This window comes from Thermophilibacter provencensis, assembly GCF_900128445.1.
GTDB lineage: Bacteria > Actinomycetota > Coriobacteriia > Coriobacteriales > Atopobiaceae > Thermophilibacter > Thermophilibacter provencensis.
The window spans coordinates 1,803,179-1,820,769 of record NZ_LT671417.1 but is presented as its reverse complement, the minus strand read 5'-3'; the positions used below and the strand labels follow the sequence as shown (position 1 = coordinate 1,820,769).

Genomic DNA, 17,591 nt, shown 5'->3' with positions numbered 1-17,591 from the left:
TGCGTTCGGACGCCGCTCCGGCGGCGGGGGAACCTGATGCGAGGAGCGCTAGACGCCGCTCGAGCCGAAGCCGCCGGCTCCGCGGTCCGTCTCGTCGAGCTCGTCGACCTCGACGAGGCGGACGACGGGGACGCGCTGGATGACGAGCTGCGCGATGCGCTCGCCGCGCTCGATGCGTATGGGCTCGCGGTCGTCGAGGTTGACGGCGCAGACCTTGAGCTCGCCGCGGTAGTGGGCGTCGATGAGGCCGGGCGTGTTCGCCATCGAGAGGCCCTCGCGCAGCGCGAGGCCGCTTCTGGGCTGCACGAAGCCCGCGTAGCCCTCCGGGATGGCGACGGCCAGGCCCGTCGAGACGAGCCGGCGCTCGTGCGGGGCGAGCGTCACGTCCTCGTTTGCCCTGAGGTCGAGGCCGGCGTCCCCCTCGTAGGCGTAGGTCGGGAGCTCGACCGTGGGGTCGAGCCGCTTGATGGGAAGGTCGATCCTGTCGTCAGTCATTAAGGCTCCTCAGCTCCTCGCTGAACTCGTCGACGTCCTTGAAGTCGCGATACACGGAGGCGAAGCGGACGTAGGCGACCTTGTCGACGGAGACGAGGCGCTTGAGCACCATGCTGCCGAGGTCAGCCGAGGTGACCTCCGTCTTGCCGGAGTCGCGGAGCGTGGACTCGATGTTGTCGATGAGCCCCGTGAGGGCGCTCATGGGGACGTCGCGCTTCACCGTGGCCGTGAGGAGGCCGCGCATGAGCTTCTGGCGGTCGAAGGGCTCCTTATGGCCGTCGCGCTTGACGACCAGGAGCGGGACCTCCTCGCAGCGCTCGTACGTGGTGAACCTGAACCCGCAGCTCGTGCACTCTCGGCGGCGCCTGATGGCGTCATTGCTCTCCGAGGGCCTCGAGTCGACGACCTTCGACTCCTCGCAACCGCATTTGGGACAGCGCATCTAACCTCCTCGGCAAACGGCACCTAGTGAAGTTATCACAAAATGCACAAAGATGCCGGGGTCGGGGCGTCTTGAAATGCGATGGAAAGGAAGGCCCCCTATCCCCTCGCGGGGACCACGAGGGACTGGCCGGGCCGCAGCGAGGCGCCATCGAGGGCGTTGGCGTCGGCGATCCAGCGCACGAGGTCGGTGGTCTCGACGCCCTCGACGGGGCGCTCGGCCGCGATGCCCCAGAGGGAGTCGCCCTCCGAGACCGTGACGGTCGTCGTGGCGACGTCCTCGAGGGCCCGGGCGCGAGAGGAGGAGATGGCGAGGTCGGAGAGGGCGGACGCGAGCACGATGGCGGCCACGACGGCGACGCCCGCGAGGATGGCGAAGACGAGCTGAAGCGCGTCAAGGCGTCCCGTGCGGGGCGCGGGCGCAGCGCCCTTGCGGTTGAGGCCGCCCTCGACCAGGGTGAGGCGGCGCGCGGGGCGCGCGGCGAGTGCGGCGGTGCCCTCGAAGGCGTAGACGGCGGTGCAGGCGTTGCGGCTCATGGTGTCCCCTCTCGTTCTGTGTGCTGGGACGGTTATATCGGACGGGCCGGACAATAATCGGCCCTTCGGAATTACTGGAACGTCTGTACTCAATTATGGTGGTACAATTGTTCGTGTCAAGAGATTTGACGAACAAATGTTTGCGAATTTCCGGAAATCAGATATGATGGGGTGACGGAGGACAAGGAGGCACAACATGGCACGTGGAAAGCTCGGCAAGCGTCAGCTCGCCATCTACGACTTCATCCGCACCTACTCGACCGAGCACGGCTATCCGCCCTCGGTGCGCGAGATCGGTGCCGCCGTCGGCCTCGCCTCGCCCTCGACGGTCCACATGCACCTCAAGGTGCTCGAGGAGCACGGGCTCATCCGCCGGGACTCCAAGAAGCCGCGCACGATCGAGGTCGTGGACAAGCAGGCGTCCTCCGCGGACGACCAGGCCCCGCAGGCGAGCGTCTCCCAGGATGTCGACCGCAATCTCATCTCGCTGCCGCTCGTCGGGCGCGTCGCGGCCGGGACGCCCATCCTCGCGGAGCAGAACGTCGAGGAGACGCTCACCCTCCCCACCTCGATCGTCGGTGACGCGAGCTCCTTCATCCTGCGCGTGCGCGGGGAGTCCATGATCAACGCGGGCATCTTCGACGGCGACTACATCGTCGTGAAGGAGCAGCGCGACGCGCACAACGGGGAGATCGTCGTCGCCCTCATAGACGACTCCGCCACGGTGAAGACCTTCTACCGCGAGCGCGACCGCGTGCGGCTGCAGCCGGAAAACGACAGCATGGACCCGATCTACGTCGATGATCCCGTCATCCTCGGCAGGGTGACGGCCCTCATCCGCTCCATCTCGTAGGTGGGCGGCTCGGGCAGGCCGGAGGGCGGTCGCATCGGGGTCTTCGACGCGGTGCGCGGCCTCTCCGTCATTTCGATGGTCCTCTTTCACCTCTGCTATGACCTGCGCTTCATCTACGGCTTCGACCTCGGGTGGTTTGCCCCTCCCCTCCAAGATGCCTGGAGGGCGAGCATTTCGTGGACCTTCGTCTTCGTCGCGGGCTGCATGTTCCCGCTCTCGAGGAGCAACCTGAGGAGGGGCGCGCAATATGCGGCCGTCGCGCTCGCCATCTTCGTCGTGACGAGCGTCGCGTCGGTCGACACGCCCATATCGTTCGGCATCATCTACTGCATGGCCGCCTGCACGCTCGTCACCTGGGCGCTCGCGGCGGGCGGCCTCGTCCCGCGCGGGCCCGTCGCCGCGGCCGCCCTCGCCGTCGCCTTCGTCGCGCTGCTCGACCTTCCGCGGGGCTCGGTCGGCATCGGGCCCGTGAGCGTCATCCTGCCCGAAGGGGCCTACGGGACCGAGTGGCTCTCCTGGCTGGGGCTGCCCGGCCCCACCTTCTCCTCGGGGGACTACTACCCGCTCCTCCCCTACCTCATGCTCTACCTCGCCGGGGTAGCCATGGGGTCGTCCTGGGCAGAGCGCGGCTACCCCGGCTGGGCCCGCCGCCTACGCGTCGCCCCGCTCAACTTCGTCGGACGGCACGCCCTGGTCGTCTACGTCGTCCACCAGCCCGTCCTTCTCGCTCTCTGCGAAGCCCTCGAGCTCGCCGTCGGATAGCACCTCATAGGGCGCGAGCGTGCGCGCCATGCGCTCGTCCGCCTTGACGGTGGCCATGAGGCCGCCCTGGACGTAGCTCTCGCGCATGACCTGGCACCGCTCGTGGACCATCTTCATGAGGAGGCCCTTGTCGTAGGGCACGAGCACGCTCATGGTGACGCTGCCCTCCGCCGCCTCCCGCGCGATCCTGTAGAGCAGGCCCCGCGCGCCCCAGCCGGTCCGGGCGGAGATGGCGACGGCGTCGGGGTGGGCCGCCAGCGCCTCGCGCAGCCCCTCCTGGTCGAGGAGGTCGCACTTGTTGAGGACGACGACGCTCCTGACGCCGGACGCGTCGATGTCCTCCAGCACCGCGCGCACAGCGTCGATCTCGAGCTCGCGGTGGGGGTCCGAGGCGTCGACGACAAGAAGGACGAGGTCGGCGGCGCGGACCTCGGCGAGCGTCGACTTGAAGGACTCGACGAGCGTCGTCGGGAGCTTCTGGATGAACCCGACGGTATCGGTGAGGGTGATCTTTCTCCCCTCGTCGAGCACGAGCGACCGCGTCGTTGGGTCGAGCGTCGCGAAGAGCTCGTCTTTCGCGTAGACGTCCGCGCCCGTGAGGAGGTTCAGAAGGGTCGACTTGCCGGCGTTGGTGTAGCCGACGAGGGCGACCCGCCAGACCCCGGAGTCCCAGCGGGCCTTGCTCTGCACGCCCCGGCGACGCTCGAGCCGCTCGAGCTCGCGGCGAAGGGTGGAGATGCGCGACCTCACGAGCCTGCGGTCGACCTCGAGCTGGCTCTCTCCCTGACCGAAGCGGCTTCCGATGCCGCCCCTGGTCTGCTCGCCCACAAGGTGGCTCCACATGCCCCGAAGGCGCGGCAGGACGTACTGGAGCTGGGCGAGCTGGACCTGGAGACGCCCCTCGTGCGTCCTGGCGTGAACGCCGAAGATGTCGAGGATGAGCGCGGTGCGGTCGATGATCTTGACGGGCTCCCCCACCGCGCGCTCGAGGTTTGCCTGCTGCGAGGGGGTGAGCTCGTCATCGAAGATGACGACGTCAGCCCGGAGGTCTCGGACGAGAGAGCACAGCTCCTCGACCTTTCCGCGCCCGATGAACGTCCGCGGGACGGGGGCGTCAAGCCGCTGGTACATGGTGTGGACGACCTCGGCGCCATCGGTCTCGGCGAGGCGCGCGAGCTCGGCGAGGGACTCCTCGCAGGACCACTCCGACCTGCCGAGGTCGACGCCGACGAGGATGGCGCGCTCCGGCACGGGAGCCGTCGAGAGCGGGCTAAACCGAGGCACGCGGCTCACCCCCGAGCTCGGAGACGATGGCCTGCGCGGCGCCCTCCGGCGTGACCTCGTCGAGGTCGACCCATCGCACGCGTCCGTCGCGCCTGAGCCAGGAAAGCTGGCGCTTGGCATAGCGCCGGCTCCGGAGCTTCACGAGCTCCACCGCCTCGTCGAGCGTCGTCTCCCCGGCGAGCGCGGCGAGGACCTCCTTGTAGCCGATCGCCTGGCCGGCGGTCGTCCCAGGGGTGAGGCCGCGCCTCGCGAGCCCCGCGACCTCCTCAACGAGCCCCTGCGAGACCATGCGGTCAACGCGCTCGTCGATGCGGGCGTAGAGGCGCTCCCGCGACATGGTGAGGCCCCAGATGCGCGCGTCGTAGTGGGGGGCGCGGCAGCGGAGGCCCTCGTGGTGGCGGGCGTAGGAGACGCCGTCGTCGAGCATCTCGAGCGCGCGGACGACGCGCCTGACGTTGTTGGGGTGGATGAGCGCGGCGCTCTCGGGGTCGCGCTCCGCGAGCAGGGCGTGGAGCCGATCCGCGCCCCGCTCGGCCGCGAGCGCCTCGTAGCGCTCGCGCGAGGCCGTCCCGCGCTCGCCGGACGGGAACTCCATCTCGTCGATGACGGCGTCGAGGTAGAGGCCCGTGCCCCCCGCGAGCACGGGGGTGACGCCCCTTCGCAGCGCGTCGTCGACGCACGCGCGGGCGTCACGCTGGAAGAGCCTGACGGAGTAGTCCTCAAGAGGGTCGACGACGTCGACCATGAGCAGGGGCGCCCGCCGGTCCGCCGCGGGCGTCTTCGCGGTGCCCACGTCCATGCCGCGGTACACCTGCATCGCGTCGACGGAGACGACGGGCCCGCCGAGGCGCTCGGCGACGAGCTCGGCGACGGCGCTCTTGCCTGAGGCCGTGGGCCCGACGACGCAGACGACGGGGCCCGGGGCGCTCATCGCGGGTCGCCCTCGACGGTCCCTCGCAGATACCACGTGCGCGCCTCGTCGACGCGCACGTCGACGATGGCGCCGACGAGGGAGGCGGCGTCGACGCCCTCGGGGACCGGGAAGTGCACGGTCTGGTTCTTCTCGCTGTGCCCGACGAGGATGCCGTCGTCGCGCTTGGAGGGGCCCTCGACGAGCACGCTCGCGAGCGTCCCGAGGTCTGCCTGGTTGGCGTCGTGCGCCTGCTGGGCGACGAGCTCGGCGAGCCGGTCGAAGCGGTCCTGGATCACCTCGCGCGGGGTGTCGTCCGCGATCTTGGCGGCCGGCGTGCCGGGCCGCGGGGAGTAGATGAACGTGTAGGCGGACGAGAACGCGGCCTCGCGGACGAGCGACAGCGTGTCGAGGAAGTCCTCCTCGGTCTCGCCGGGAAAACCGACGATGATGTCGGTCGAGAGGGCGAGGTTCGGCATCGCGGCGCGCAGCCGCCCGACGAGCGCCAGGTACTCCTCGCGCGTGTAGCTTCGGTTCATCGCGCGCAGCACGCGCGTGGAGCCGCTCTGCACGGCGAGGTGCAGGTGCGGCATGACGCTCGGGAGCTCCGCCATGGCGGCGATGGTCTCGTCCGAGAGGTCCTTGGGGTTGGAGGATGTGAAGCGGATGCGCTCGACCCCCGTCGCGGCGACGCGGCGCAGGAGCTCGGCGAAGCGCGGCTCCCCATAGAGGTTGCGCCCGTAGGAGTTGACGTTCTGGCCGAGCAGCGTCACCTCGCGGACCCCGTCTGCGACGAGGTGCTCGACCTCGGCGACGACGCTCTCCATGGTGCGGCTCTTCTCGCGGCCGCGCACGTAGGGGACGATGCAGTAGGTGCAGAAGTTGTTGCACCCGGTCATGATGGGGACCCACGCGTGGAAGGGGCTCTCGCGACGGCTCGGCAGGTCGGTCGAGAAGGGCCGGTCCTCCTCGGCCGTGTCGACCTCGACGGCGCGGCCGTCCGCGGCAAACGCCTCCTCGAGCAGCCCCGGGAGGCTGGCGAGCGCGCTCGTGCCGAAGACGACGTCGGCGCAGGCGATGTGGTCGCGGATGCGCTCGCCGTCTCGCTGGGCGATGCAGCCGCCGATGGCGACGACGCGGCGGCCCGAGGGCGGCGTCGGCGCCGAGACCATGGCCGAGGCCTGGCCGTAGAGGCGCTGGTCGGCGTTCTCGCGCACGCAGCAGGTCATGAAGACGACGATGTCAGCGTCGTCGGGGCTCTCGACGCAGATGCAGCCGCAGGCGTCGAGCAGGCCGGCGACGCGCTCGGAGTCGTGCAGGTTCATCTGGCAGCCGAAGGTCCTGACGCAGTACGTCTTGCCGACGAGGGCGGTGGGGGCCTGCGTCACGACGCCACCCCCGCCTCGCTCGCGGCGGAGGGCGCCTGGAGGCGGTGGACGTACACCGCGATCCTGATGGCGGTCCTGCTCTCCCCCGAGATCTCGATGTCAGAGAAGGTGGGGGCGCACGAGATGTCGATGCCGGTGGGGATGAGGAACCCGCGGGCGATGGCGATCGCCTTGATGGCCTGGTTCACGGCGCCGGCGCCGACGCACTGGATGTTGACGGGCACGCCGTCCTTGACGAGTCCGGCGATGGCCCCGGCGACCGAGGCCGGCGAGGACTTGCTCGACACCTTCAGATAGTCCATGTTGCTTTCTCCTGCTGCGTGGCTCATGAGAGCGGCTGCGTTTGTCGCGCTCGTACGATTCTACTGGTAACGGGTCCGTTTGAGAAGAAGGTGGTGGTCAGTCGCTCTCCTCCAGGTCGAAGGTGACCGTGATCTTGCCGCGCCCGACCCGGACCTTGGGGTCCGCGGAGAGCGAGAGGTAGTAGCGGTCGGCGAGAAGGGCGAAGTCGCGCTCCATCACCCGGGAGAACTCGTCGACGTCGGCGGGCGCGATCCTGAGCCCGCGCCGGTCGCGCGCGAGGTCGACCTCGCGCGGGCGCTGCGGGTGGGCGTCGCCGCGGTGCGTGAGGCGGGCGAGGACGCTCCGCGCGGGCCTCACCTGGCCGGAGACGATTCGGTGCGCGGTGCGCTCGGACATCTCGAGCCCGAGGGAGGCGGCCACGCGCAGCAGCTCGGAGGCGTCCGCCGCGGCGCTCAGGCGCTCGAGGACGGGAAGCTCGGAGAGCGCGTCCATGAAGAGGAGCTCGGAGGCGTCGGCGGAGGGCCGCATGCGGGCGCGCGCGGTGGCGGCGACCTCGGCGGGGGAGCCGAGGTAGACCTCGCACGCGCCGCGCTCCTCGAGCGCGAACTCGCAGCAGGTGCGCACGATGTTGTGGGGCCCGCGCACGCATGACTGCTCGCCGTCGTCATCCGTTCCGACCGATGGCCAGGTCGACTGGTCGGCGCGCTCGGGAAGCGACGAGACGTCGGTCACGACCCTGATGGCCGCGCCCTTGCCCGGGGCCGAGGAGGCGACCTCGGCCGAGACGGCGTTCTCCCGGATGGAGTAGAGGGCCATCCCCCTGCCGTGGACGCCCCAGCGGTCCATGTGGAAGCTCTCGAGCTTGGACGTGACGCGCGCCTCGAAGACGCGCTCCTGCATGTCGGCCGGTATGCCCCGCCCGTCGTCGAGCATCGTCGTCACGCGACGGGAGCCCTCGCGGGTGGTGGCGACGTAGATGTGGCGCGCCCCGGCGTCGCGGGCGTTGCGCAGCATCTCGATGACCACGTCCTCGACGCACCTGACGTCGTGCTTCGCCTGGCGCCGCTCCGCCTCGGCGACGCGGAGGCGCACGAAGCCCTCTCCGAGGTTCTCCTCGACGCGAAGGGCGCGCTCGCCGCCCATGGAGGAGACGAAGCCCACGAGGTCCTGGGCAGCGGGGGCGCCGGCCATGGGCTACTTCGCCACGTCGACGGCGCGCGACTCGCGGATGACCACCACGCGGACCTGGCCGGGATACTCCATCTCGTCCTCGATCTGCTTGGCGATGTCGTGCGCGAGCACCGTCGCCTGGGCGTCGGAGACCTTCTCGGGCTCGACCATGACGTGGAGCTCGCGACCGGCCTGCATGGCGTAGGTGCGCTCGACGCCGTCGTGGGCGTTGGAGATCTCCTCGAGCTTCTCGAGGCGCTTGATGTAGCTCTCGGCGCTCTCGCGGCGCGCGCCGGGACGCGCGGCGGAGATGGCGTCGGCGGCCTGGACGAGGACGTCGAGGACGGTGTCGGGCTCGACGTCGGCGTGGTGCGCCTCGATGGCGTGCACGATGTCGGGGCGCTCGCCGTAGCGGCGCGCGAGGTCGGCGCCGATGACGGCGTGCGGCCCCTCGACCTCGTGGTCGATGGCCTTGCCGAGGTCGTGCAGCAGGCCGGCCCGCTTGGCGGAGACCTCGTCGACGCCGAGCTCGGAGGCCATGATGCCGCAGAGCGCGGAGACCTGCGCGGAGTGGGACAGGACGTTCTGGCCGAACGAGGTGCGGTAGCGCAGCGCGCCGAGGGTCTTCACGAGCTCAGGGTGCAGGTCGTGGATGCCCGCGTCGAAGGCGGCCTGCTCGCCCGCCTCCCGGACGCGCTCGGCGACAAGGGTCTCGGCCTTCTTGTAGAGCTCCTCGATGCGCGCTGGGTGGATGCGGCCGTCGGCGATCAGGTTCTCGAGCGCGACGCGGGCGGTCTCGCGCCGCACCGGGTCGAAGCTCGAGAGCACGACGGTCTCGGGCGTGTCGTCGATGACGAGGGAGACGCCGGAGACCTGCTCGAAGGTGCGGATGTTGCGTCCCTCGCGGCCGATGATGCGGCCCTTGAGGTCGTCCGAGGGGATGTGGACCGACGTGACCGTGATCTCGCCGGCCTGGTCGGCGGCGCAGCGCTGGATGGCGGTCGAGACGATCTCGCGCGCGGTCTTGTCGGCCTGGGCGCGGACGCGCTGCTCGGACTCGCGCAGGATCTGCGCCTCGTCGCGGACGGCCTCGGCGCGGACGCGGGCGAGCAGCTCGTCGTGGGCCTCGTCGGAGGAGAGGCCGGCGATGCGCTCGAGCTCGGCGGTCTGGCGCACCTCCATCTCGTCGAGGTCGTTCTTGCGGCGGTCCAGCTGGCCCTGGAGGCTCGAGAGCTGGTGCTCTCGGCGGTCGAGGGCGTCGTTTCGGTGGTCGAGCGACTCCTCGCGCTGCATGATGCGGTTCTCGAGCGACTGGAGCTCGCCCTTGCGCTTCTTCTCCTCCTGCTCGGAGGCCTGCTTGAGGGCGAGGATCTGCTCCTTGGCCTCAAGGACGGCCTCCTTCTTGGCGTTCTCGGCCTGGCGAGCGGCCTCCTCGCGGACGCGGTCGGCGTCGACGCGCGCGCTCTCGAGCTGCGCCTCGGCCGCCTTGACCTTGGAGTTGCTCTGACCCGATAGGATGAAGTAGACGATGCCCGCGCCTATGACGAGCCCCACGACTGCGAATAGGATTTCCATGTTAGCTGCTCCTCGGACGACGAATGTAGGTCAAGCGTGGTTCTGGAGACCGCGGCGCTGCCGCGGAACCCGCCATCGGAGGCGCTGTCAAGTTGCATTCGGCTGTGGGCCGCGAGCGGCCGACGGGTATCGAACGAAATATAGACATCAGCTGGCGAGCCAGCGTGAGCGTACGCTCCAATAGCCTCTCAATCGTAAGTTCCGCGTAACGTTATGTCAAATGAGCGCGTGGTAGCGGACCGCGGGAGGCGCGGCGCGACTAGTCCTCGTCCCCCAGCGCCGTGCGCGCCGCGCGGTAGGCGACGCCGGGCGAGAAGCCGCGGCCGCAGAGGAAGCGCACGAGCGAGCGGAGCTCGCCGCGCCCCGACCGCACGCGCCGCTCGGCGAGCTCGCGCGCGCGGGCCAGCTCGTCGTCCTCCGAGAGGAGCTCGTCGGAGAGGTCCCCAAGAGCATCGAGGGAGACGCCGCGCGCCGTGAGCGCGCGCTCGATCTTCGTCCTCCCCCAGCCGGCGAGCGCCTTGGAGCGGACGAACGAGGCGGCATAGCGCGCGTCATCGACGACCCCGGACTCGCGCGCCCGGCAGACGCGGCGGTCGACCACGTCGCCGGGGTACCCGTCGCGCCTGAGCCGCGTCCCGAGTTCCTCGGCCGAGTAGTCGCGACGCGAGACGAGCTGCTCCACGCGCTCCCTGGCGCACTGGTCGACGAGCTCGTCGACGACGGCGTCGAGCCGCTCGCCCGCCTCGGGCGCCTTCCCCTCCCTGAGCAGGCGGGCGAGGCGCCGCCCCACCGCGGACGGCACGGCGCGCGCGGGCATACCCGGGCAGTCAAAGACGACGCGGGCGGGCGACCCGGGCCGGGACCCGCGCGCGGGCATCACGACGTCCCAGCCGACCCCGCCCGTCTCGGGCGCGCTCACGAAAGGATGTCCCCCTCGACCAGGTCGACGGGCTCCCCGACGCGCTCGTCGCCGAGCTCGAGCCCGCACGCGACGCGGACCCTGTGGTCGATCTCGTCCCTGAGCTCGGGGTTGGAGGCGAGGAACTCCTTCGCGGCCTCCCTGCCCTGGCCCAGGCGCTCGGAGCCCTGCTCGGTCTCGTAGGTGAACCAGGAGCCGGACTTGGTGACGACGCCGTACTTCACGCCCTCGTCCAGGATCGAGCCCTCCTTGGAGATCCCCTGGCCGTACATGATGTCGAACTCCGCCTGCTTGAAGGGCGGGGCGACCTTGTTCTTGACGACCTTGACGCGGACGCGGTTGCCCACGACCTCGTTGTTGGACTTGATGGAGTCGATGCGGCGAATGTCCATGCGGACGGACGAGAAGAACTTGAGCGCGCGGCCGCCCGGCGTGGTCTCGGGGTTGCCGAACATCACGCCGATCTTCTCGCGGAGCTGGTTGATGAAGATGCACGTCGTGTTGGACTTGGAGAGGGAGCCCGCGAGCTTGCGCAGCGCCTGGCTCATGAGGCGCGCCTGGAGGCCGACGGTGGAGTCGCCGATCTCTCCCTCGATCTCGGCCCGCGGCGTGAGGGCGGCGACCGAGTCGATGACGACGACGTCGATGGCGCCGGAGCGGACGAGCATGTCGCAGATCTCGAGCGCCTGCTCGCCGGTGTCCGGCTGCGAGATGAGGACCTCGTCGATGTCCACGCCGATGCGCGCGGCATAGCCCGGGTCGAGCGCGTGCTCGGCGTCGATGAAGGCCACGACGCCGCCCATGGCCTGCGCCTCGGCGAGAATCTCGAGCGAGAGCGTGGTCTTTCCCGACGACTCGGGCCCGTAGATCTCGACGATGCGGCCGCGCGGGACGCCGCCGATGCCGAGCGCGGCGTCGAGGGCGAGCGAGCCCGTGGGTATCGCCTCGACCTCGAGGCTGGGGCCGTCGTCGCCGAAGCGCATGATGGCGCCCTTGCCGAACTTCTTCTCTATCTCCGCCGTCGTGGACTCGAGGACCTTGTCCCGCTCCTCGCCGGTGGTCCTGGGGTGGATCTCCTTGGAAACGCCCTTCGTCTTGGCCATGCTCGCTCCCTTGCCTCGTTCTTCCGCCGTCGATGGTATCCGAACACCCGTTCTAAGTCAACACCGTCGCCCAGATTGTAGCGAGGAGCGCTGACGCGGGGCGGACACGGCCCGGACGCGACGCCGCCGCCTGGCGGACGGCGGGGGCCGGCGGCACGGGAAAGGGCGAGGCAGCGGGCCCGGTAACCAAAGTGGGGCGGGGCGGCGCCTATCGACCGGCGCGCGAGGCCTCCACGCAGCCTTCACGGAGCAGGGCGAGCGCGGCGGCGACGGCGCTGCGCCTGACCTCGTCTCTCGCCCCCGGGAAGAGGAACCGCTCGGCGCGCGCGCCGAGCGGGGTCGCAAGCCCCATCCACACGGTGCCGACGGGCTTTCCCGGCTCGGCGCCGCCGGGGCCCGCGATCCCGGTCACGGAGACCGCGACGTCGCAGCCGAGCACGCGGCGCGCCCCCTCTGCCATCTGCGTCGCGCACGCGCCCGAGACGGCGCCGACGCCCGGCTCGTCGAGCACCTCGGATGAGACGCCGAGCACCTCGTGCTTGACGGGGATGGCGTAGCTCACCACGCCTCCCCGCATGACGTCGGAGGAGCCGGCGACGGCGGTGAGCGCCCCGGCGACGAGCCCGCCCGTGCAGCTCTCGGCGCACCCCAGGGTCACCCCGGACGCGCGCGCGGCGTCGAGCGCGGAGGCGGCGTCGAGCACGCAGCCCTCCCACGAGGGGGCGCCCACGCCGCTCACTCCCCTCTCCCGAAGACGACGTGGCGGGCATTCCAGAAGTACTGGGCGCCCGAGACCACCGTGAGCACGACGGCGGCGACCATGAGCGCCCACGCGACGAACGAGACGACGCCGAGGTCGTCGAGGCCGACGGCGACGAGCGCGTACGAGAGGTAGTAGCCGCAGAGCGACACCATCGTGACGGCGGTCTTCGCCTTCCCGAGGCCGTCGGCGGCGATGACCTCCCCGCTCGAGGCGGCGACCATGCGAAGGGCGCTCACGAGGAACTCGCGCAGGAGGATGACGAAGACGACCCACACGGAGACGCGCCCGTCGGAGAGCAGGAGCAGGAGCGCCGAGAAGACCAGGAGCTTGTCCGCGATGGGGTCGAGGAACTTCCCGAAGTCGGTGATCTCGTCGCGGGAGCGGGCGAGATATCCGTCGACCTTGTCCGTGAGCGAGAGCGTGACGTAGATGAGGAACGCCGCGACGGCGAAAGGCGCGTTCGCATACCCGTGCGCCGCCGAGGCGACCGCCATGAAGACGGGAATGAACGCGATCCTCACGCACGTGACGACGTTCGCGGGCGTCCAGATGTCCTTCTCGCCGGCCATGCCCTATGCCCCCTCCTCGACTATCTCGCCCACGAGCTCGTAGCAGAACGAGTCGACGAGGTCAACGGTGACGATGTCGCCGACCGCCGCCTCGCCGTACGGGATGTGCACGGCGCCGTCGGAGTCGGGGGCCTGGAACCACGCGTGACCGATGAGCTCGGGGCCGTCCTCGGACTCCTCGACCCCGTCCACGATCACGCTGACCCGCTCGCCGACGTGGGCCGCGGTCGCCGCGAAGCCCAGCTGCTCGGTGAGGTCGATCAGGCGCTGCGTGCGCTCGAGCTTCACCGCCTCGTCCACCTGGCCCTCCATGGCCGCGGCGCGCGTGCCCTCCTCGGGGGAGTAGGCGAAGACGGAGCAGTAGTCGAACTCCTGCTCGGAGATGAATTCGTAGAGCTCGTCGGCCTCCTCGTCCGTCTCCCCGGGGAAGCCCGCCATGCCGGTGGTGCGCAGCACCATGCCGGGAATCTCGGAGCGTAGGCGCGAGAAGAGCTCGCGCAGCTCCTCGGGGGAGCCGGTGCGGCCCATCGCCCTGAGCACGCGGGCCGAGCAGTGCTGGATGGGGATGTCGATGTAGGGGAGCACCTCGGGGACGTCGCGAATGACGGAGACCAGCTCGTCGGTCATGCCCTCGGGCTGCAGGTAGAGGACGCGGACCCACCCGGCATACGGGCGGACGGCGTCGGCGACGCGCCGCAGGAGCGACGCGAGCGTCTCGCCCTCCCCGAGGTCGGACCCCCAGACGCCGGTGTCCTGCCCGATGAGGACGACCTCGCGGACGCCGCCCTCCATGAGGGAGCGCACCTCGGAGACGACCTCGGCGGCCGGGCGGGAGTGGTAGCGGCCCCTGATGTAGGGTATCGCGCAGAAGGTGCAGAAGCGGTCGCAGCCCTCCGAGATCTTGACGAAGGCGCTCGCCCCCTCGACGGTGCGGAGCGTCTCGGGCAGGGCGGCCTCCCCCGCCGGGGGCAGGCCGAGCACGTCGCGGACCACGCCCACGATGCCGTCCTCGTCCTCGGCGCGCACGAAGGCGGCGACCTCGGGGAGCTCGTCGGCGAGCGCGTCGCCGTAGCGGGAGGGCACGCAGCCGCACATCACGATCGGGCAGGCGCGGACGCCCTCCGAGCGCTCCTCGGCGAGCTCGAGCGTGGCCTCGACCGACTCCTCGGTGGCCGAGGCGAGAAACGAGCAGGTGTTGACGATGGCGACGTCGGCGTCGGCCGCCTCGGCGGCCTCCTCGAAGCCGTCCGCGAGCAGGAGGGCCCGCATGCGGTCGGAGTCAACCTCGTTCTTGGCGCAGCCGAGCGTGACGATGAGAAAGCGCACGTGACCCCCTCCGCTAGCGGTAGTTGACGAACTGGAGCGGCTGACCGTAGTCGCGCTGCCTGAGCTCGGCGATGACGGACTGGAGGACGTCTTTGGAGGCGGAGCTCACGCGGAGCTTGTCCCCCTCGACCGTCGCCTTGGCCTTGAGCTTGAGGTCGCGGATGTCCTTCGCGATCCTCTTCGCGGTGTCCTGGTCGATGCCCTGGATGACCGTACCGGTCTGGCGGACGCTCATGCCGGAGGCGGCGACGGGGTCCGCCCAGCGCACGGCCGTGAGGTCGACGCCGCGCTTGACGAGCTTGGTGCCCAGGATGTCGCGCACCTGGGACGCCACGAACTCGGAGGGCGCCGCGACCTTGAAGACGCCGTCCTTTTTGGAGAGCTCGAGCGTCGCGCCCGTGCCCTTGAGGTCATAGCGCTGGGATATCTCGCGAGCGGCCTGCTGGCAGGCGTTGTCGACCTCCTGCATGTCGACGACGGAGACGACGTCGAAGCTCGATTCCTTGGCCATTGCCCCTCTCCTTCCCCGGCCCGGCGCTCGCCGGGCCGCATCGATGCTACTGCCCCTGGTCGGCCTCGGCGTCGGAGGCGAACAGCGTCGCGGACGGGCGCTTCCCGCGGTCGATGAGCGTGGTCGGCGCGCCGGACGGGTCGGCGGGGGCGTCCTTGGGGAGGAGCCGCGCGCGGCGCTTGAGGACCGTCGTCTTGCGGTCGCCGATGAAGGTCGTGGCCTGCTCGCCGGTCTCGTCGAAGAGCGAGGCCTGCGGCCCGGCCGCGGCCGGCACGCAGTCGGGGTCGGCCGCGGCGTCGATGATCGCCTGGGCGCGCCGCGCCTCGACGCGCGCGTGGTGCTCGTCGGCGATCCCCTCGATGCCCTCGCGCGCCCGGGCGACGGCGTCGGAGATGGAGAAGCCGCACACCACCACGCCCGCGAGCACCACGCCCGCGAGCAGCACGTTCCCGATCACCTGGCCGACGAGGCAGAGCAGGCAGTAGGCGACGGCGCCGCCCACGTAGCCGCCGGCGATCTCGGCCGTCGCGGGCACGAAGACGACGGACGGGTCTGCGGACGCGCCGGAGAGGTTGACCGAGAGCATGGCCATGACGGCGAGCACGATGAGCGAGAGGCCCAGGGCGACGCGCCCCGAGACCGGCCCCTCGTCGCCGCGGAAGAAGGTCAGGGCAAAGACGAAGAGGGCCACCGGCACGAGCACGGCCGCGGCGCCGAAGGAGAGCGCGAGGAAGTCGTGCACCGCGCTCGTCACCACCGCGGAGCTCGGCGAGACGATGGAGACGAGCATCGCGATCGCCGTCACGGCGAGCACGACGCCGAGGATGTCTGACTGGGTCTTGGTGAGCGCCGGTGCGGGCTGGGCGGGGCGCCGCGCGGGGGCCTTGCCCCTCCCCTTCCCGGACGCCCCCCTGCCGCGTGCTGCGTTTGAGGTGCGTTTAGAGGGCATCTGCCTAGACCTCCATCACGACCGGGATGATCATCGGCCGCGTGTGCGTCTTGTTCCAGAGCAGGTTGGAGAGCGTGTTGCGCACGCCGCGCCGCAGGGCCTCGATGCTCGACCCGTCGGACTTGGCGAGCTTCTCGACCTGCGCGCGGACGAGCTTCTGGGCCTCGCCGCCGAGCAGCTCGTCGGTCGAGGACGAGACTCCGCGCCCAAAGACCTCGACGGCGCTCACCGAGCCCGAGCGCTTGGAGACCACCACGGTGCAGCTCACCACGCCGTCGGCGCCGAGCTTCTGGCGGTCGCGCAGGACCATCGGGTTGGCCTCGGTGACGGTTCCCCCGTCGACGTAGACCACGCCGGACTCAACGGCGCGGCCGCGGCGCACCTTGTGGCGGACCATCTCGAGCGAGTCGCCGTTGTCGAGCACGAAGACGCGCTCGGCCGGCACGCCCATCTGCACGCCGAGCTCGGCGTGGGCGCGCAGATGCTGCGCCTCGCCGTGGACCGGCATGAAGTACCTGGGCTTGGCCATGGCGAGCATGAGCTTGAGCTCCTCCTGGCTCGCGTGGCCGGAGACGTGCACGAGGCCCTTGCTCTTGTCGAAGATCTCGCACCCGATCTTGGAGAGCGAGTTGACGATCGACTGGACGCTCTTCTCGTTGCCCGGAATCGGCGTGGCGGAGATGATCACCGTGTCCGACTCGTGGATGGACAGGGACTTGTGCTCGCCGTTGGCCATGCGCGCGAGGGCGGAGAGCGGCTCGCCCTGGCTTCCGGTGCACAGGACGACGATCTTGTCGTCGGGGATGCGGTCGACGTCGTAGGCGTCGATGATGTTCTCCTCGTCGATGGAGAGGTAGCCGAGCTCGCGCGCCACCTTGGTGTTGGTGAGCATGGAGCGGCCCGTCACCACGACCTTGCGGCCCACGGCCACGCTCGCGTCGCAGATCTGCTGCAGGCGGTGGATGTGGCTCGAGAACGCCGCCACGAAGACGCGGCCCGGAGCGTTCTTGATGACGTGGCGCAGGTCGCGGCCCACGGCGGCCTCGGACGGCGTGAAGCCCGGGCGCGTGGCGTTGGTGGAGTCGGAGAGCAGCAGGTCCACGCCCGAGGCGCCGAACTTGTTGATGGCATGGAAGTTGGGCCGGCGCCCGTCGATGGGCGTCTGGTCGAACTTGAAGTCGCCGGTGTGCATGACGGTGCCCGCCGGCGTGGACATGAAGACGCCGAAGGCAGCCGGGATGGAGTGGGTCATCGAGAAGAACGTGATGGTGAAGGCCCCGAGCGTGATCGTGGAGCCGTCGCTCACCTCGCGGAACTTGGGCGAGCGGATGTTGTGCTCGGCGAGCTTGCCCTCGATGATGCCGAGCGTGAGCTTGCTCGAGTAGATGGGGACCTTGCGGGTGAGGTCCTGCAGGAGAAACGGGAGCGCTCCGGTGTGGTCCTCGTGCCCGTGCGTGATGATGATGCCGCGGAGCTTCTCCTCGTTCTCCAGGACGTAGGTGTAGTCGGGCAGGATGAGGTCGATGCCGGGCTGGCCCTCGTCGGGGAACATCAGGCCGGCGTCAACGAGGACCATGTCGCCGCCGTACTCGAAGGCGGTCATGTTCTTGCCGATGCCGTCGAGGCCTCCCAGCGGGATGATCTTGAGGGCGGTGTCTTTCTTGGGCATTCCTGGGCGATTCCTTTCGGGGGTGGTCGGTCGGGTCATATCAGACGGCCCCTCGGGCCGTGCC

Annotated in this window: 19 protein-coding genes; 2 read left to right on the top strand and 17 right to left on the bottom strand. The window is 70.2% G+C overall.

Translation table 11 applies throughout. From position 1 onward, the window contains the following. Window positions 1–48: 48 nt before the first annotated feature. The 3 genes from dut to BQ7391_RS08105 form a co-directional block, all read right to left on the bottom strand. A complete protein-coding gene (dut, locus tag BQ7391_RS08115) occupies window positions 49–495 on the bottom strand; it encodes a dUTP diphosphatase (RefSeq protein ID WP_075280144.1) in 447 nt (148 codons plus the stop codon). Then, complete coding sequence (gene nrdR, locus BQ7391_RS08110) at window positions 488–937, bottom strand: transcriptional regulator NrdR (RefSeq protein WP_075280143.1); 450 nt, start codon at window positions 935–937, stop codon at window positions 488–490. Before nrdR ends, dut begins: the two co-directional genes overlap by 8 nt. Before the next feature lie 98 nt (window positions 938–1,035). Next, the gene (locus BQ7391_RS08105; protein WP_075280142.1) at window positions 1,036–1,473 is read right to left on the bottom strand and encodes a LysM peptidoglycan-binding domain-containing protein; all 438 of its coding nucleotides are present in this window, start codon (window positions 1,471–1,473) and stop codon (window positions 1,036–1,038) included. A gap of 196 nt (window positions 1,474–1,669) precedes the next feature. Here BQ7391_RS08105 and lexA point away from each other — a divergent pair, with 196 nt between their 5' ends. Together lexA and BQ7391_RS08095 are read left to right on the top strand one after the other, a co-directional pair. Next, window positions 1,670–2,326, top strand: coding sequence for a transcriptional repressor LexA (gene lexA, locus BQ7391_RS08100; RefSeq protein WP_075280141.1), 657 nt, complete (start codon window positions 1,670–1,672; stop codon window positions 2,324–2,326). Next, a complete protein-coding gene (locus BQ7391_RS08095; RefSeq protein WP_075280140.1) occupies window positions 2,327–3,088 on the top strand; it encodes a heparan-alpha-glucosaminide N-acetyltransferase in 762 nt (253 codons plus the stop codon). It abuts the gene before it with no gap. Here the strand turns inward: BQ7391_RS08095 and hflX are convergent. The 14 genes from hflX to BQ7391_RS08025 form a co-directional block, all read right to left on the bottom strand. Further along, window positions 2,978–4,372, bottom strand: a complete 1,395-nt coding sequence (gene hflX / locus BQ7391_RS08090) for a GTPase HflX (RefSeq protein WP_083662267.1) — start codon at window positions 4,370–4,372, stop codon at window positions 2,978–2,980. The two genes, BQ7391_RS08095 and hflX, sit on opposite strands and share 111 nt — an antisense overlap. Further along, window positions 4,359–5,303 carry a tRNA (adenosine(37)-N6)-dimethylallyltransferase MiaA gene (gene miaA, locus BQ7391_RS08085; RefSeq protein ID WP_075280139.1) on the bottom strand — a complete coding sequence of 315 codons (945 nt, stop codon included), beginning with the start codon at window positions 5,301–5,303 and terminating at the stop codon, window positions 4,359–4,361. The genes hflX and miaA overlap by 14 nt, the downstream gene beginning before the upstream one ends. Next, the gene (gene miaB, locus BQ7391_RS08080) at window positions 5,300–6,670 is read right to left on the bottom strand and encodes a tRNA (N6-isopentenyl adenosine(37)-C2)-methylthiotransferase MiaB (protein WP_075280138.1); all 1,371 of its coding nucleotides are present in this window, start codon (window positions 6,668–6,670) and stop codon (window positions 5,300–5,302) included. The genes miaA and miaB overlap by 4 nt, the downstream gene beginning before the upstream one ends. After that, entirely contained in the window at window positions 6,667–6,972 is a 306-nt protein-coding gene (locus tag BQ7391_RS08075; RefSeq protein WP_075280137.1) for a stage V sporulation protein S, read from the bottom strand. Before BQ7391_RS08075 ends, miaB begins: the two co-directional genes overlap by 4 nt. Window positions 6,973–7,069: 97 nt before the next feature. Next, window positions 7,070–8,164 (bottom strand): ATP-binding protein, encoded by a 1,095-nt coding sequence (locus BQ7391_RS08070; protein WP_075280136.1) that lies wholly within the window; start codon window positions 8,162–8,164, stop codon window positions 7,070–7,072. 3 nt (window positions 8,165–8,167) lie between these two features. Continuing rightward, window positions 8,168–9,718 (bottom strand): ribonuclease Y, encoded by a 1,551-nt coding sequence (rny, locus tag BQ7391_RS08065; RefSeq protein ID WP_075280135.1) that lies wholly within the window; start codon window positions 9,716–9,718, stop codon window positions 8,168–8,170. Between the two features lie 259 nt (window positions 9,719–9,977). Beyond that, window positions 9,978–10,637, bottom strand: a complete 660-nt coding sequence (locus BQ7391_RS08060; protein WP_075280134.1) for a regulatory protein RecX — start codon at window positions 10,635–10,637, stop codon at window positions 9,978–9,980. After that, window positions 10,634–11,740 (bottom strand): recombinase RecA, encoded by a 1,107-nt coding sequence (gene recA, locus BQ7391_RS08055; RefSeq protein ID WP_075280133.1) that lies wholly within the window; start codon window positions 11,738–11,740, stop codon window positions 10,634–10,636. The genes BQ7391_RS08060 and recA overlap by 4 nt, the downstream gene beginning before the upstream one ends. A 208-nt stretch (window positions 11,741–11,948) precedes the next feature. After that, window positions 11,949–12,479 (bottom strand): CinA family protein, encoded by a 531-nt coding sequence (locus tag BQ7391_RS08050; protein ID WP_083662165.1) that lies wholly within the window; start codon window positions 12,477–12,479, stop codon window positions 11,949–11,951. Next, the gene (gene pgsA, locus BQ7391_RS08045; protein ID WP_075280132.1) at window positions 12,476–13,072 is read right to left on the bottom strand and encodes a CDP-diacylglycerol--glycerol-3-phosphate 3-phosphatidyltransferase; all 597 of its coding nucleotides are present in this window, start codon (window positions 13,070–13,072) and stop codon (window positions 12,476–12,478) included. The genes BQ7391_RS08050 and pgsA overlap by 4 nt, the downstream gene beginning before the upstream one ends. Window positions 13,073–13,075: 3 nt before the next feature. Continuing rightward, window positions 13,076–14,398 carry a 30S ribosomal protein S12 methylthiotransferase RimO gene (gene rimO, locus BQ7391_RS08040; protein ID WP_075280131.1) on the bottom strand — a complete coding sequence of 441 codons (1,323 nt, stop codon included), beginning with the start codon at window positions 14,396–14,398 and terminating at the stop codon, window positions 13,076–13,078. 13 nt (window positions 14,399–14,411) lie between these two features. Then, window positions 14,412–14,909 carry a YajQ family cyclic di-GMP-binding protein gene (locus BQ7391_RS08035; RefSeq protein ID WP_075280130.1) on the bottom strand — a complete coding sequence of 166 codons (498 nt, stop codon included), beginning with the start codon at window positions 14,907–14,909 and terminating at the stop codon, window positions 14,412–14,414. Window positions 14,910–14,955: 46 nt separating this feature from the next. Then, window positions 14,956–15,858, bottom strand: a complete 903-nt coding sequence (locus BQ7391_RS08030; protein ID WP_075280129.1) for a DNA translocase FtsK 4TM domain-containing protein — start codon at window positions 15,856–15,858, stop codon at window positions 14,956–14,958. A 4-nt stretch (window positions 15,859–15,862) separates the two neighbouring features. After that, window positions 15,863–17,527 carry a ribonuclease J gene (locus tag BQ7391_RS08025; protein WP_075280128.1) on the bottom strand — a complete coding sequence of 555 codons (1,665 nt, stop codon included), beginning with the start codon at window positions 17,525–17,527 and terminating at the stop codon, window positions 15,863–15,865. Window positions 17,528–17,591: the final 64 nt, after the last annotated feature.

Excerpts from the sequence above, each read along its gene's own strand:
- BQ7391_RS08070 (WP_075280136.1), bottom strand. The coding sequence starts at position 8,164 with ATGGCCGGCGCCCCCGCTGCCCAGGACCTCGTGGGCTTCGTCTCCTCC.
- BQ7391_RS08030 (WP_075280129.1), bottom strand. The coding sequence starts at position 15,858 with ATGCCCTCTAAACGCACCTCAAACGCAGCACGCGGCAGGGGGGCGTCC.
- miaA (WP_075280139.1), bottom strand. The coding sequence starts at position 5,303 with ATGAGCGCCCCGGGCCCCGTCGTCTGCGTCGTCGGGCCCACGGCCTCA.
- BQ7391_RS08105 (WP_075280142.1), bottom strand. The coding sequence starts at position 1,473 with ATGAGCCGCAACGCCTGCACCGCCGTCTACGCCTTCGAGGGCACCGCC.
- rny (WP_075280135.1), bottom strand. The coding sequence starts at position 9,718 with ATGGAAATCCTATTCGCAGTCGTGGGGCTCGTCATAGGCGCGGGCATC.
- dut (WP_075280144.1), bottom strand. The coding sequence starts at position 495 with ATGACTGACGACAGGATCGACCTTCCCATCAAGCGGCTCGACCCCACG.
- BQ7391_RS08035 (WP_075280130.1), bottom strand. The coding sequence starts at position 14,909 with ATGGCCAAGGAATCGAGCTTCGACGTCGTCTCCGTCGTCGACATGCAG.
- recA (WP_075280133.1), bottom strand. The coding sequence starts at position 11,740 with ATGGCCAAGACGAAGGGCGTTTCCAAGGAGATCCACCCCAGGACCACC.
- lexA (WP_075280141.1), top strand. The coding sequence starts at position 1,670 with ATGGCACGTGGAAAGCTCGGCAAGCGTCAGCTCGCCATCTACGACTTC.
- BQ7391_RS08075 (WP_075280137.1), bottom strand. The coding sequence starts at position 6,972 with ATGGACTATCTGAAGGTGTCGAGCAAGTCCTCGCCGGCCTCGGTCGCC.
- nrdR (WP_075280143.1), bottom strand. The coding sequence starts at position 937 with ATGCGCTGTCCCAAATGCGGTTGCGAGGAGTCGAAGGTCGTCGACTCG.
- pgsA (WP_075280132.1), bottom strand. The coding sequence starts at position 13,072 with ATGGCCGGCGAGAAGGACATCTGGACGCCCGCGAACGTCGTCACGTGC.
- BQ7391_RS08025 (WP_075280128.1), bottom strand. The coding sequence starts at position 17,527 with ATGCCCAAGAAAGACACCGCCCTCAAGATCATCCCGCTGGGAGGCCTC.